This is a genomic window from Streptomyces sp. CB01373 (genome assembly GCF_002803075.1).
Taxonomy (GTDB): domain Bacteria; phylum Actinomycetota; class Actinomycetes; order Streptomycetales; family Streptomycetaceae; genus Streptomyces.
Window position 1 is genome coordinate 100,307 of record NZ_NNBK01000010.1, and the last position, 13,280, is coordinate 113,586.

At 71.4% G+C, this 13,280-nt stretch carries 11 protein-coding genes; 3 read left to right on the forward strand and 8 right to left on the reverse strand.

The annotated features are described in order from the left end of the window. Positions 1 to 6: 6 nt before the first annotated feature. The 3 genes from CG719_RS17010 to CG719_RS17020 all read right to left on the reverse strand — a co-directional run bounded on the left by CG719_RS17010 (position 7) and on the right by CG719_RS17020 (position 4,529). Complete coding sequence (locus CG719_RS17010) at positions 7 to 1,347, reverse strand: ABC transporter substrate-binding protein (RefSeq protein WP_100569497.1); 1,341 nt, start codon at positions 1,345 to 1,347, stop codon at positions 7 to 9. A gap of 71 nt (positions 1,348 to 1,418) precedes the next feature. Continuing rightward, positions 1,419 to 3,050, reverse strand: a complete 1,632-nt coding sequence (locus CG719_RS17015; protein WP_100569498.1) for a glycoside hydrolase family 13 protein — start codon at positions 3,048 to 3,050, stop codon at positions 1,419 to 1,421. A gap of 204 nt (positions 3,051 to 3,254) precedes the next feature. Next, complete coding sequence (locus CG719_RS17020) at positions 3,255 to 4,529, reverse strand: ABC transporter substrate-binding protein (protein WP_100569499.1); 1,275 nt, start codon at positions 4,527 to 4,529, stop codon at positions 3,255 to 3,257. A gap of 159 nt (positions 4,530 to 4,688) precedes the next feature. Between CG719_RS17020 and CG719_RS17025 the strand changes: the two genes are divergently transcribed. The 3 genes from CG719_RS17025 (at position 4,689) to CG719_RS17035 (ending at position 8,324) form a co-directional block, all read left to right on the forward strand. Beyond that, positions 4,689 to 5,204 (forward strand): PadR family transcriptional regulator, encoded by a 516-nt coding sequence (locus CG719_RS17025; RefSeq protein ID WP_100569500.1) that lies wholly within the window; start codon positions 4,689 to 4,691, stop codon positions 5,202 to 5,204. Next, the gene (locus tag CG719_RS17030; RefSeq protein ID WP_100569501.1) at positions 5,201 to 5,956 is read left to right on the forward strand and encodes an ABC transporter ATP-binding protein; all 756 of its coding nucleotides are present in this window, start codon (positions 5,201 to 5,203) and stop codon (positions 5,954 to 5,956) included. Before CG719_RS17025 ends, CG719_RS17030 begins: the two co-directional genes overlap by 4 nt. Positions 5,957 to 6,041: 85 nt before the next feature. After that, positions 6,042 to 8,324 carry an ABC transporter permease gene (locus CG719_RS17035; RefSeq protein WP_100569636.1) on the forward strand — a complete coding sequence of 761 codons (2,283 nt, stop codon included), beginning with the start codon at positions 6,042 to 6,044 and terminating at the stop codon, positions 8,322 to 8,324. A gap of 97 nt (positions 8,325 to 8,421) precedes the next feature. Here the strand turns inward: CG719_RS17035 and pgi are convergent, their stop codons facing one another. The 5 genes from pgi to tpiA form a co-directional block, all read right to left on the reverse strand. Beyond that, positions 8,422 to 10,074 (reverse strand): glucose-6-phosphate isomerase, encoded by a 1,653-nt coding sequence (gene pgi / locus CG719_RS17040; RefSeq protein ID WP_100569502.1) that lies wholly within the window; start codon positions 10,072 to 10,074, stop codon positions 8,422 to 8,424. A gap of 66 nt (positions 10,075 to 10,140) precedes the next feature. Continuing rightward, complete coding sequence (locus CG719_RS17045; protein WP_100569503.1) at positions 10,141 to 11,421, reverse strand: MFS transporter; 1,281 nt, start codon at positions 11,419 to 11,421, stop codon at positions 10,141 to 10,143. A 136-nt stretch (positions 11,422 to 11,557) separates the two neighbouring features. Beyond that, complete coding sequence (locus CG719_RS17050; RefSeq protein WP_073952427.1) at positions 11,558 to 11,893, reverse strand: RNA polymerase-binding protein RbpA; 336 nt, start codon at positions 11,891 to 11,893, stop codon at positions 11,558 to 11,560. A gap of 210 nt (positions 11,894 to 12,103) precedes the next feature. Beyond that, on the reverse strand, positions 12,104 to 12,340 hold the full coding sequence (gene secG, locus CG719_RS17055) for a preprotein translocase subunit SecG (protein ID WP_100569504.1): 237 nt from the start codon (positions 12,338 to 12,340) through the stop codon (positions 12,104 to 12,106). 158 nt (positions 12,341 to 12,498) lie between these two features. Further along, positions 12,499 to 13,275 (reverse strand): triose-phosphate isomerase, encoded by a 777-nt coding sequence (tpiA, locus tag CG719_RS17060; protein WP_100569505.1) that lies wholly within the window; start codon positions 13,273 to 13,275, stop codon positions 12,499 to 12,501. Positions 13,276 to 13,280 lie beyond the last annotated feature (5 nt).

Genomic DNA, 13,280 nt, shown 5'->3' on the forward strand with positions numbered 1-13,280 from the left:
GACGGATCAGCCCTGGTTCTTGTACGCCTTGGCCGCCGCGGCCTCCAGCTTCGCCGCGGTGCCCTTCGGGTCGGACGGGTCGCGCAGGAAGTCCTGGAGCAGCTTCCACTCGCCCGCGCCGCTGGTGCCGCCGAAGGCCGCCGGGGCCTGGTCGGACATGTCGAAGCGGACCGCGTCGGAGTCGCCCGCCCCGATGAGGGACTTGGCGGTGGCGCGGGTGACGTCGTCGCCGTAGGAGGCGAGGTCGAGGTTCTTGTTCGGGGACAGGAATCCGCCGGCCTTGGCCCACACGGCCGCGGCCTCGGGGGTGGCCAGGTACTCGAGGAGCTTCATGCCGGCCTTGGCGTTCTTGCCGTCCTTGAGGACGGCGGCCGCGTCACCGCCGCTGACGACCGGCGCGTTGCCGCCGTCGACCGGCGGGAAGGGGAAGAAGTCCGCGTCCTTGCCGATGGTCCGGTCGAACTGGTCGTGGGCGACGCCCGCGACGAAGTCGCCCTCGTAGACCATGCCGGCCTCGGGCTTGGGTCCGAAGACCTTCTCCACCGAGCCCGGGAAGTCGGTGTTGAGGGCGCCCTTCTGGCCGCCCGCGATCAGCTGCTTGTCCTTGAACAGCTTGCCGAGCGTGGTGAGGGCCTTGACCACGCTGTCGTCGGTCCACTTCAGGTCGTGGGCGGCGAGGGCGTCGTACTTCTCGGGGCCGGCCTGGGAGAGGTAGACGTTCTCGAACCAGTCGGTCAGGGTCCAGCCGTCCTGTCCGGCGACCGCGAAGGCGGCGAGTCCGGAGTCGGAGAGGGTGTGCCCGGCCTTGAGCATCTCGTCGTAGGTCGCCGGTGCCTTGACGCCGGCCTGGTCGAGCGCGTCGGGGCTGTACCAGACAGTGGACTTGTGGGCGGCCTTGAAGTACAGGCCGTACAGGGTGTCGTCGACGCTGCCGTACTTCTTCCACACCGGCGCGAAGTTGGCGTCCACCGACTTCTGGGTGGTGTCGGACAGCGGCTCCAGCCAGCCCTTCTTGGCGAACTGCTGGAGCACGCCGACCTGCGGGACCATCACGACGTCGGGCGCGTTGCCGCCCTCGATCTTGCTGCCGACGACGGTGGAGACGTTGTCGCCGGTCGACATGAACTGGGTCTTGGCGCCGGTCTTCGCGGAGAACGCGTCCAGCACCTTCTGGAAGTTCTTCTGCTCGCTGCCGGACCAGACGCCGGCCACGGTGACCGTCTGGCCGCTGAGCGTCTTGTCGCCGCCACCGGCGGAGACGGGGTCGTCGCCGCCGCAGGCGGTGGCGCCGAGGGCGAGGACGAGGGCGGTGCAGCCGGTGAGCAGGGTGGTACGTCGTCGCATCATCGTTGATGTCCCTTCGGAAGGTGGGGATTGACGAAGTTCAGAGGTCGGTGAGGTTCAGGGGTCGGTGAGGTTCAGAGGTCGGTGCCGTCGGTGATCCACCAGGCGGCGGTGGACCCGGCGAGTACCCCGGGCGGGCAGTCGGCGCTGGCCAGCAGCGGAGTGCCGGGGACCGGCGCGGTCGTGGGCGAGGTACCGAAGTTGACGGCGCAGACCAGGCCGTCGCCGCGGACGAAGGCGAGCACGTCCGGCGGGGTGTCCAGCCAGCGCAGCGAGCCCTCGCCCAACTGGGGCAGCGCGGAACGCAGTTGCAGGCCGTCGCGGTACAGGTGCCAGAAGGAGCGGGTGTCGGCGAGGGCGCGTTCGGTGACGTACTCGGCGAAGTACTCGGGCTGCGGGAGCCAGGGCTTGGCGCTCTGGGTCCCGGAGGTGAAGCCGAACGGGGAGACCTGTCCCGACCAGGGCAGCGGCACCCGGCAGCCGTCTCGGACGTGGGTGCGGCTTCCGGTGCGATGGAAGATGGGGTCGGTGAGCACGTCGTCGGGCAGGTCGACGACCTCGGGCAGGCCGAGTTCCTCGCCCTGGTAGACGTACGCGGCTCCGGGCAGCGCCAGCATCAGCAGCGCGGCGGCGCGGGCGCGTGCGGCGCCGAGTCCGCTGCCCTCCACGGCGGCCTCGCCGTAGCGGGTGACGGTGCGGACCTGGTCGTGGTTGTTGAGGACCCAGGTGACCGTGGAGCCGGTGCCGGCGATGTCGAGCATGGCCTCGGAGATGACCTTGCGGAAGGCATCGGCGTCCCAGGGGGCGCCGAGCAGGTCGAAGAAGAAGGCCTGGTGCAGTTCGTCCGCGCGGACGTACTGGGCGTGTTCGCGGGCGCTGGGCACGGACACCTCGCCGACCAGCAGGCGTTCGCGGCCGTCGCGTGCGGTGTACTCCTCGCACACCGCGCGCCAGTGCCGCCACACGTCGTGCACCTCGGGCTGGTTCCAGGCGAGCGGGTTGACCGAGTCGCGGGTGCGGGCGTCGGCCTCCGGGTCCGGGGAGTCGGGCAGTTCGGGGTGCTTGAACAGGCCGGCGGCGACGTCGATGCGGAAGCCGTCCACGCCCCGGTCGAGCCAGAAGCGCAGGACGCGCTCGAACTCGGCGGGGATCTCGGGGTTGCGCCAGTTCCAGTCGGGCTGCTCGGGCGTGAACATGTGCAGGTACCACTGGCCGGGGCGGCCGTCCGGCTCGGTGACCCGGCTCCAGGCGGGGCCGCCGAACATGGCGTGCCAGTTGTTGGGCGGCTCGGCGCCGTCGGGGCCGCGCCCGTCGGTGAAGTGGTAGCGGTCGCGGGCCTCGCTGCCGGGCGCGGCGGCGAGCGCCTCGCGGAACCACGGGTGCTCGCTGGAGCAGTGGTTGGGGACGATGTCGAGGAGCACCCTGATCCCCAGCCGATGCGCGGTGGCCATCAGCAGGTCGAACTCGGCGAGATCACCGAAGACCGGGTCGACGCCGCAGTAGTCGGCCACGTCGTAGCCGTGGTCGTGCTGCGGGGAGGGGTAGAAGGGACTCAGCCAGATGCCGTCGACGCCGAGCTTCTTCAGATACGGCAACCCCGCGCGGACCCCGGCCAGATCGCCGATGCCGTCGCCGGTGCTGTCCAGAAAGCTGCGGACATACACCTGGTAGATCACCGCGTCGCGCCACCAACCATGCCTGTTCAATCCATTGACCTGTTCCTGTGAAGGCAGCAGTTATGCATGCATGTTAGGTAGCGGTGTCTCGAAGGTGTCAACGAACGGAACAGAAGCTACTCAGCAGTTGACCGCCCATGTCCTGACTTGTCAGGACGGGCCAGAGGCAGATGTGATGACGGCGTTACCTAACACGTAACTAGTGGGAGCGCTTCACTGTGAGCGGTACGAGTGCTACGAGCGCCCGGCGATGGCGTCGAGCTCGCGCGCCAGGCGCCGCACGGCCGCCTCGGGGGTCTGCCGCCCCGCCAGCGCGTCGTGCACGACCGCCTGCACCACCAGGCTGACCTGGTCGTAGTGCGGGCTCTTGGGGCGCGGCGCGGCGGCCAGCACGGAGGCCCGCAGGGTCGGCAGATACGGGAACCGCCGTACGAGTGCGGGGTCCTCGTACAGCGCGGCGCGCACGGGCGGCAGCGCGCCCTCGGTGAGCACCTGGCGCTGGACGGGCTCGCTGGTGAGGTACGCGATGAGGCGCGCGGCCGAGTCGGGGTGCCGCGCGTGCGTGTTGACGGCCAGGTTGGAGCCGCCGAGGACACTGGTCCCCGGCCCGTCGGGTCCGGGCAGCGGCACGGCGCCGATCCTCCCGGCGACCTTGGAGCCCTCGGCCGAGGCGACGGCGTACGCGTAGGGCCAGTTGCGCAGGAAGAGCAGCCGGCCGTCCTGGAAGGCCTGCTTGGACTCCTCCTCCTTGTACGTCAGCGCCTCCCGGGGGATCCAGCCCTCGCGGAAGCCGCGCGCCAGGAAGCCGATGCCCTCGCGGGCCGCGCGCGAGTCGACGGTGACGCGCTCGCCCTCGTCGCCGAGGATCGTGCCGCCCGCCGAGTACACGGCCTCGGCGGCGTTGACGGTCAGGCCCTCGTACGGCAGGAACTGGCCCGCGTAGCCGTCCAGACCGTACTTCGGCGCGATGGTCCGGGCGGCGTGCTCCAGCTCGGCCCAGGTGCGCGGCGGCGCGACGCCCTCCTTGTCCAGGACGTCCTTGCGGTACAGCAGCAGGCCGGCGTTGGTGACGTACGGGACCGCGTACAGCCGTCCGTCGTAGGTGGCCGTGCCGACGACCGGGGGCAGGAAGGTCTTCAACGGGAAGCGCTCGCGCGGCAGCGGGCGGATCCAGCCGGCCGCGGCGAACTCCGAGGTCCAGTTCACGTCGATGTTGAGCACGTCGAACCGGCTGCGGTTGCCGCCGCGCAGGTCGGTGGCCATCTGCGCCCGGGTCTCGTCGGCGGCGTCGGGCAGCTCGACGAGTGTGACCCTCTCGGCGGGATGGGTACGGTTCCAGCCCTCAAGGAGCGAACCGAGGTAGCCGGTCAGATCGCCCGCGGTGGCCAGGGTGAGCGGGCCGCGGCCCTCACCGCTCCCCCCGGTCGCCCTCGCGCCCGAGGATATATAGCCGGTCATGACCACGACCAGAACAAGGAGGCCCCTACCAGCGGCGTGGATCCACCGCATAGGTTCCTCCTTGCACACCGGCGCCGGGCACCTTCGCCCGGCTCAGGCCATGTATACCTGTTAGGTATGGGCGATACTAGGGCCTGGCGTCAATCTCACGTCGTCCACCCGGAGACCCCCGCATGACGCGTCTGACGAGGACCTAGGAGGAGAGCACGCGTGCGCCTGCCCCTCCTGGCACTTCTCGCGCGCGGTCCCGCCCACGGCTACGAGCTGAAGCAGGACCTTGAGCAACTGCTGGGCTCCGCGTACCCTCAGCCGAACGTCGGCCAGATCTACGTGACCCTCGGCCGCCTCGAGAAGTCGGGACTGATCGAGGGCGAGGAGGTCGAGCAGTCCAGCCGGCCCAACAAGAAGATCTACCACCTCACCGACGCCGGGCGGGAGGAACTGCGCGCCTGGTTCGAGGAGCCCGAGGACGAACCCCGGGTGCGGGACGAGTTCTTCATGAAGCTCGCCCTCGCCCCGCAGACCGGTCTCGCCGACCAGATCGCCCTCATCAACAAGCAGCGGCGCCAGTACCTCAACACCATGCGCGGTCTGTCGAAGCTGGCCGCCGCCGAGAACCGGGACAACCGAATCGCCCAACTGCTGATCGAGGGCGCCATGCTGCACCTTCAAGCCGACCTGGACTGGCTGGAGCGGTGCCAGGAGGAACTGGAGGGGCTGGAGTGAGTGACGTCCGAGCTCCGGCGCTGCTGCGGGCCGAGGGCCTGGTCAAGACGCATCACGGCCAGGGGGCGCCCGCCCGGGCCGTGCGCGGGGTGGATCTGTCGGTGACCCGCGGCGAGTTCGTGGCGGTCACCGGCCCGTCCGGGGCCGGCAAGTCGACGCTGCTGCACCTGCTCGGCGGGCTGCAGCGGCCGGACGAGGGCAGCATCTGGCTGGACGGCCGGTGCACCGACTCCTACGGCGAGGCCCGCTGGGCCGAGGAGCGCCGCAACGGCATCGGGATCGTGTTCCAGTTCTTCAACCTGGTCTCCAACCTGTCCGTCGCCGACAACGTCGAGCTGCCTGCCCTGCTCGCCGGCCGCTCTCCGCGGCAGGCACGCGCCGAGCGGGAGGAGCTGCTGGCCGAGCTGGGCCTTGAGGGCAAGGAGCGCAGCATGCCGGGCGAGCTGTCCGGCGGTGAGCAGCAGCGGGTCGCGCTGGCCCGCGCGCTGGTCAACCACCCTCCGTTGCTGCTCGCCGACGAGCCCGCCGGCAGCCTCGACAGCAAGGGCACCCGCGAGGTGATGCGGCTGCTGTCCCGCTTCCACGGGCGCGGCCAGACGATCGTGCTGGTCACCCATGACGCCCGGCTGGCCAGCGCCGCGGACCGGGTGATCAGTTTCTTCGACGGCCGGATCGCCGACGACGCGGAACTGGACGGGACCACGCCGTCGCGGAGCACGGGGATCTCGGGCGTGCTGGAGCTGAGGGACTGAGTGCGGTGTACGACCACCTGATGTGTTCGGATCACAGCCGCCGGGCGTGCCCGGGTCCGCGTTCCGGACCGAGGGGCTGAGGCCCGTGCGAGCCACGTTGCGCTGGGCGCACTCCGATCTGCGCACCCACCGCGGGGAGGCGCTGTTCATCGCGCTGGCCACGACCGGCATCGTCGCCTCGCTGCTGCTGGCCACCGCGTTGTTCGGCTACGCCACCAACCCCTGGCAGCGGGTCTTCACCCAGTCCAACGGGGCCCATGTGTGGCTGCACACGGCGCGGTCCGCCGAGACGGAGCGGCTGGCCGCGCTGGACGGTGTCGAGTCGGTCACCGACGCCTACCTCATCGAGTCCGCCACCGTCGTCTCCCGCGGCACCCGCGCCACCGTGGAGCTGCGCGGCACGCCGTCGCTGCCCACCGTGGGCCGCCCGCTGCTCACCGCCGGGCACTGGCCGGCCGCCGGGGAGGCGGACGGCGTGGTCCTGGAGAGCCGCCTGGCCAGGGCGCTGCTGGCCGAGCCCGGTGACACGCTCGTCCTGCCCGGCACCGGGCGCACGCTCAGCGTGGTGGGCATCGCCGACAGCGCCGAGCCCCGCTACGGCCCCGGCGAGCAGCCGGGGCTGGTGTGGGCGCTGCCGTCCGCCGTGCGCGAGCCCGGCGGACGGGTGGTCGGAGTGCGGCTGACCGATCCCGACGACACGGACTACGCCGTGCAGCGCGCCGTCACCGTGCTGGGCGCCGGCGTGGTCGGCGAGGTGTCCACCTGGCAGCAGGCGCGGGCCGAGGCGCAGGGCGACAACCGGCTGCTCGGGCAGGTGCTTGGCCTGTTCGGGCTGGGCGCGCTGATCGCGGCCGGGCTGGCGGTGCACGGCGCGATCGGCACCCGTATCCGGGGGCATCTGCGGGACATCTCGGTGCTCAAGGCGATCGGTTTCACGCCCGCCCAGGTGGTCCGGATCTTCCTGCTCCAGCATGTGGCGTACGCCCTGCTGGGCGCCGTGGCCGCGGTGGTGCTCACCGAGGGGCTGGGCGCGCGGATACCGGGCCGGCTCGGCGACGCGGTGGGGGTGTGGCAGGGCCTGCCGGACCACACGGTGGCGATGGTCGCGGTCCCGGTGGGAGCGGTGCTGTTCATCGGCGCGGTGACCGGGCTCGCGGCGTGGCGGGCGGGACGGGTGCCGCCGGTCCCGGTGCCGCGCCCCACGGCGGTGCCGGGCGGCGGGCTGACCGCGGCCGCCCGCAGGGCGCTGGGTCTGCGCCTGCCGCCCGCGCTGGTCCTGGGCTGGCACCGGGCCTTCACCCGCCGTCCGCGCACCTTCGCCACGGTGGGACGGCTGGCGCTGCCGCTGCTGCTGATGGTGGTGGCGATGAGTGCCTGGACCACGATCGACCGCTTCCACAGCAGGCCGGAGGAGCTGGGGCTGCCGGCCGCGCTCACCGTCCGCCCCGACAGCGCCCTGGACGACCGCGAGGCGCGGGACCTGCTGGCGAGGGAGCCCGGGGTCGCCGCCGTCTACCCCGGGGTGGAGGTGGCCGCCCTGGTCCCCGGCCAGACGGCCACGATCGCCCTGCGGGGCCTGGGCACCCGCGAGGCCCCCTACCCGTTCGCCCTCGCCGAGGGCCGCCGCGCGAACGGCCCCGACGAGGCGGTGGCCGGGCAGGGCCTGCTGGACCTGCTCGACGTCACGGTCGGCGACTGGGTGCGCATGACGGTGGGCGACCAGCCGCAGATCCTGCACATCGTCGGCCGCAGCATCGAGCCGGAGAACGCCGGCCGGGTCATCTCCACGTCCCTGGACACCCTGCACGAGAACGACCCGAACCTCAGCCCCACCTTCTACCAGCTCCGCCTGGACCCGGGCGCCGATCCGCGCCACGTCGCCACGGCCCTGTCCGCCAGCGCCCACGGCCACCTGGACGTCCACCCGGTGACCAATCCGGCCGACGGCCTGTCGTCGATGCGCGCGGTCATCGTGGGCCTGATCTGCGTCCTGGCCCTGATCGGTCTGATCGAGCTCCTCTCCGCGATCGGCGGCACGATCCGCGAGGGCGAACGGGACCTCCTGGCCCTCAAGGCCATCGGTCTCTCCCCCCGCCAGATCACCGCGATCACGGTGACCTCGACCAGCTGTACCGCTCTGGCCGCGGCGGCCACCGCAACCGTCCTGGCCCTCCCCCTGTCCGACTGGCTGATCAACGCCCAGGGCCACTCCAGCGGCATCGGCGCCGGGATCGCCAGACCCCCTTCCCCGCTCCTGCTCCTCCTCTTCGTCACCGCGGCCACCCTCGGCGCCGCAGCCCTCTCCACCCTCCCCGCCACACGAGCCTCCCATCGCCGCCAGGCGGACACACTGTCGGCGGTGGCCTGACCACGCGGGGGCCGGGGGCCGGGGCGGAGCCCCCGGGCCTCGGAGGGTCCGGGCCCGGGGCTCCGCTCCGGCGTGACGGGGTGGGTGGGAGAAGGGGTCAGCGGGAGCGGAGGGCGCGGTACTTGGCGACCAGGGTGGTCGTGGAGGGGTCCAGTCCCTCCACCTGCGCCCCCTCGGTCAGCGCCGGTTCCACCCGCTTCGCCAGGACCTTGCCCAGCTCGACTCCCCACTGGTCGAAGGAGTCGATGTTCCAGACGGCGCCCTGGACGAACACCTTGTGCTCGTACAGGGCGATCAGCTGACCCAGCACCGACGGAGTCAGCTCGCGCGCGAGGATCGTGGTCGTGGGGTGGTTCCCGCGGAAGGTCTTGTGCGGCACCAGCTCGGCGGGCACCCCCTCCGCCCGAACCTCCTCCGGTGTCTTGCCGAAGGCCAGCGCCTGGGTCTGCGCGAAGAAGTTGGCCATCAGCAGATCGTGCTGCGCCCGGAGTTCACCGCTCAGCTCGGCCACCGGCTCGGCGAAGCCGATGAAGTCCGCCGGAATCAGCTTCGTACCCTGGTGGATCAACTGGTAGTACGCGTGCTGCCCGTTCGTGCCGGGCGTCCCCCACACCACCGGCCCGGTCTGCCACCCCACCGGCTCCCCGTCCCGCTGCACGGACTTCCCGTTGGACTCCATGTCCAGCTGCTGGAGATACGCGGTGAACTTCGACAGATAGTGGGAGTACGGCAGCACCGCATGCGACTGCGCGTCATGGAAGTTGCCGTACCAGATACCCAACAGCCCCAGCAGCAGCGGCACGTTGGACTCGGGCGGCGCGGTCCTGAAGTGCTCGTCGACGAGACGGAAGCCGTCCAGCATCTCCCGGAACCGGTCCGGCCCGATCGCGATCATCAGGGACAGGCCGATCGCGGAATCGTACGAGTACCGCCCCCCGACCCAGTCCCAGAACTCGAACATGTTCTCGACGTCGATGCCGAACCCGGACACCTTCTCCGTGTTCGTGGACAGCGCCACGAAGTGCCGGGCGACCGCCTCCGGGCCGGCCTTCAGCTCGCTCAGCAGCCAGTTGCGCGCCGACGTGGCGTTGGTGATCGTCTCGATGGTGGTGAACGTCTTGGAGGCGATGACGAACAGCGTCTCCGACGCGTCCAGATCCCGCACGGCCTCGTGCAGGTCCGCGCCGTCGACATTCGACACGAACCGCACCGTCAGACCGCGGTCCGTATAGGCCCGCAGCGCCTCGTACGCCATCGCGGGCCCCAGGTCGGAGCCGCCGATGCCGACGTTGACCACATTGCGGATCCGCTTGCCGGTGTGCCCGGTCCACTCCCCCGACCGCACCCGGTGGGCGAAGTCGCTCATCTTGTCGAGGACCGCGTGCACCCCCGGAACGACGTTCTCCCCGTCGACCTCGATCACCGCGTCCCGTGGCGCGCGCAACGCCGTGTGCAGCACGGCCCGGTCCTCGGTGACGTTGATCCTCGCGCCGCGGAACATGGCGTCCCGCAGCCCGAACACGTCCGTCGCGGCGGCCAGCTCCCGCAGCAGCCGCAGCGTCTCGTCGGTGACGAGATGCTTGGAGTAGTCGACGTACAGATCACCGACCTGGAGGGCGTACGCCTCGCCGCGCTCCGGGTGGGCCGCGAACAGATCGCGCAGACCGGTGTCGGCGAGCTCCTCACGGTGCCTGGTCAGAGCGGTCCACTCCGGCCTCTGGTTGAGCCTGGTACGGGCGTCTGCGTTCATTCGGACCTCAGCCTTCTTTCCTAGCTGTCCTGCGTCCTTGCCCCGCTGCCGCTCCAACCTAGTTGATCAGCGGGTGACATGAGTCGTCGTCACGCCGTCGTCCGGCGCAACAACGAGTACGTCGGCACGGCGCACGGGTATCAGCGCGGCCACGGAAAGGACGAAGAAGCCGGCCGTGAGCAGCGCCGGCCAGTTCGGCCCCCACACCGCGGCGACGGCCCCGCCGAGCACCGCCCCGAGCGGTGCCCCGGCCACCGCCAGGGTGCGGAAGGCCGCGCTGACCCGTCCCAGCATCCCGGCGGGGCTGCGCTGCTGCATCAGCGTCGTCGTGTTGACGTTCCACACCATGCCCATCAGCCCGAACACGGCCAGCGCGGCCACCGCGACGGCCAGGCTGCGCACCAGTCCCACGACCGCCAGGGCGGCGATCTGCACCACGCCGGCCAGCAGTACGGCCCGCATCCGCCCGAGCCGGGCCACGATCGGCCGGTTGGCCGCTCCACCGGCCAGGCTGCCCAGCGTGTACGCCGTCAGCACCATCGCGTACCCCTTGGTGCCCGCGCCGAGCCAGCCGGTCACGACGACCACCAGGGTGGCGATGAGCGCGCCCATCCCGACGTTGCACAGCGCGGTGGCGGCGCACAGCCCGCGCAGGGCCCTGTCCCGCCCGAGGGCGCGCAGTCCCTCGGCTGTCTCCCGCCGCAGCGTGCTCCCCGCGGGTCTCGGCTTCCGCTCGGGCACGGAAACCCGCAGGGAGGCCACGAGCGCGGCGGCGGCCAGGAAGGTGACCGCGTCGGCCGCGAAGGGGGCGGCGGCCCCCGCGGCGATCAGCAGGGGCACGACCGGGCCGCCCAGCAGCCCGCCCGCGAGGCGCTGCCCGGTCATCAGGCGGGCGTTGGCGGTGCCCAGCGCCTCGGGCCCGACCAGGACGGGCAGCAGGGCCGTGGCGGCGTTGTCGAAGAGCGTCTGGAGCGTGGTCAGGGCGAAGGCCAGGGCGATCAGCAGGCCGATCGAGGCATGCCCGAGGGCCACGGCCAGCGCGAACCCGGCGACCAGCAGGCCCCGTACCGTGTCCGCCACCCACATCGCGCGCCGCTGGTCCACCCGGTCCGCGACGGCGCCGCCGAGCAGCCCGAAGACGATCCAGGGCAGATACCCGCAGGCCGTGACGGAGGCGATGAGCAGCGGGTCGTCGGTCAGGGACAGGGCGAGCAGCGGCAGCGCGACCGTACGCAGCGCGTCGCCGAAGCTGGAGAGCACGGCGGCGCTCCACAACCGTCCGAATCCGCCGCGCCACGCCGGTACACCCGCGCCGACGGGCTCACGCCCGGCCTCCACCCGCGTCATGGCTCCCCCCACTCACGATTCGCCGATGCACAAACCGTAGAGGGCACCACTGACAATCGGTCCGCGACGGCCGGTCCGCCCGGATACGCAGCAGGTCCGGCCCCGCCCCCGTGGGCGGCCGACCGGACCTCAAGTCCTAGATCTCGCCCCGCAGTTTGGCGAGCGCCTCGGCGAGGATCGCCTCACCGTCCGCGTCGCTGCGCCGCTCCCGCACATAGGCCAGGTGCGTCTTGTAGGGCTCGGTGCGCGGCGGGGCCGGCGGGTTGTCCTGGTCCTGACCGGCCGGGAAACCACAGCGCGGGCAGTCCCAGGTGTCGGGAACCTGCGCGTCGCTGGCGAAGCTCGGCTGGGTCTCGTGTCCGTTGGAGCACCAGAAGGAGATGCGCAGACGCGGCGCGGACTCGCCGCGCTCGGCCTCGCCCATCGGCCCCGCCCCGACCCGGCTTCCTCGGATCGCGTTGCCACTTGCCACGGTCGTAACTCCCTGCGTGATGGTGCCGCGAAGCGGGTCGGCCTGCCGCTCCGCCGCGAGCGCCTCAGTCTACGTAAGGCCCAACGCGCGTCCAGTGCTGGGAGTTACCGCTCCCACACAGACGCAAGCCCCATGATAGGCCGCGCCCGGGAGCGCGTACCGACCATGGGGCCTTGCGTACGGAATGCGCGGTACCGGCGCAGCCGCTCGTCAGCTGCTCGTCTTCATCAGGATGCCGAGCACGATGATGCAGGCGAGCCACAGCAGGCCGATCACCACGGTGATGCGGTCGAGGTTGCGCTCGGCGACCGAGGAGCCGCCGACGGACGACTGCATGCCGCCACCGAACATGTCGGAGAGGCCGCCGCCCTTCCCCTTGTGCATCAGCACCAGCAGCATCAGCAGCAGGCTGAAGACGATCAGGGCGATCGAGAACCCCAAAACCACGGCTGGACCAACTTCCTCGGATTCGGATGGACGACAGGGTGTGGCAGGCCGTGCCTACCATGCCCCCGCAAGAGTACGACGGATCGCCGCCCGCGCATACTCACGGCCCGGCCCGCCGTGCGCGGCGGGCCCGGCTCACCGCCTGCGGCGGCCCCGGCTCACTGCTCGCCGAAGCGGACGATCTTGACGAACTCGTCCGTGTCCAGCGAGGCACCGCCGACCAGGGCGCCGTCGATGTCCTCCTGCGCCATGATCTCGGCGACGTTGCCCGACTTCACCGAGCCGCCGTACTGGATGCGCACCTGGTCGGCGACCTCCTGCGAGTACAGCTCGGCGAGCTTGCCGCGGATGGCGCCGCAGACCTCCTGGGCGTCCGCCGCACCGCAGACCTTGCCGGTGCCGATGGCCCAGACGGGCTCGTAGGCGATCACGATCGACTCGGCCTGCTCGGCCGGGAGGTCCTTCAGGCCCCCCTCGACCTGGGCGAGCGTGTGCGCGACGTGGTTGCCCGCGTCACGGACGTCCAGCTCCTCGCCGACACACAGGATCGGGGTCAGGCCGTGCTTGTAGGCGGCCTTGACCTTGGCGTTCACCAGCTCGTCGGTCTCGTTGTGGTACTGCCGGCGCTCGGAGTGGCCGATCACCACGAAGGTGCACTTCAGCTTGGCCAGCATCGGGCCGGAGATCTCACCGGTGTAGGCACCCGAGTCGTGCGCCGAGACGTCCTGGGCGCCGTACTTGATCTTGAGCTTGTCACCGTCGACCAGCGTCTGCACGGAGCGCAGGTCGGTGAAGGGCGGCAGGACGGCGACCTCGACGGCCTCGTAGTCCTTGTCGGCCAGGGCGAAGGCGAGCTTCTGGACGTGTGCGATGGCCTCGAGGTGGTTGAGGTTCATCTTCCAGTTGCCCGCCATCAGCGGCGTGCGCGTGCTCATACGGT

Bases quoted from the DNA above. Each gene is read 5' to 3' on its own strand.
- CG719_RS17010 (WP_100569497.1), bottom strand. From the start codon at position 1,347: ATGATGCGACGACGTACCACCCTGCTCACCGGCTGCACCGCCCTCGTC.
- CG719_RS17020 (WP_100569499.1), bottom strand. From the start codon at position 4,529: ATGCGGTGGATCCACGCCGCTGGTAGGGGCCTCCTTGTTCTGGTCGTG.
- pgi (WP_100569502.1), bottom strand. From the start codon at position 10,074: ATGAACGCAGACGCCCGTACCAGGCTCAACCAGAGGCCGGAGTGGACC.
- CG719_RS17045 (WP_100569503.1), bottom strand. From the start codon at position 11,421: ATGACGCGGGTGGAGGCCGGGCGTGAGCCCGTCGGCGCGGGTGTACCG.
- tpiA (WP_100569505.1), bottom strand. From the start codon at position 13,275: ATGAGCACGCGCACGCCGCTGATGGCGGGCAACTGGAAGATGAACCTC.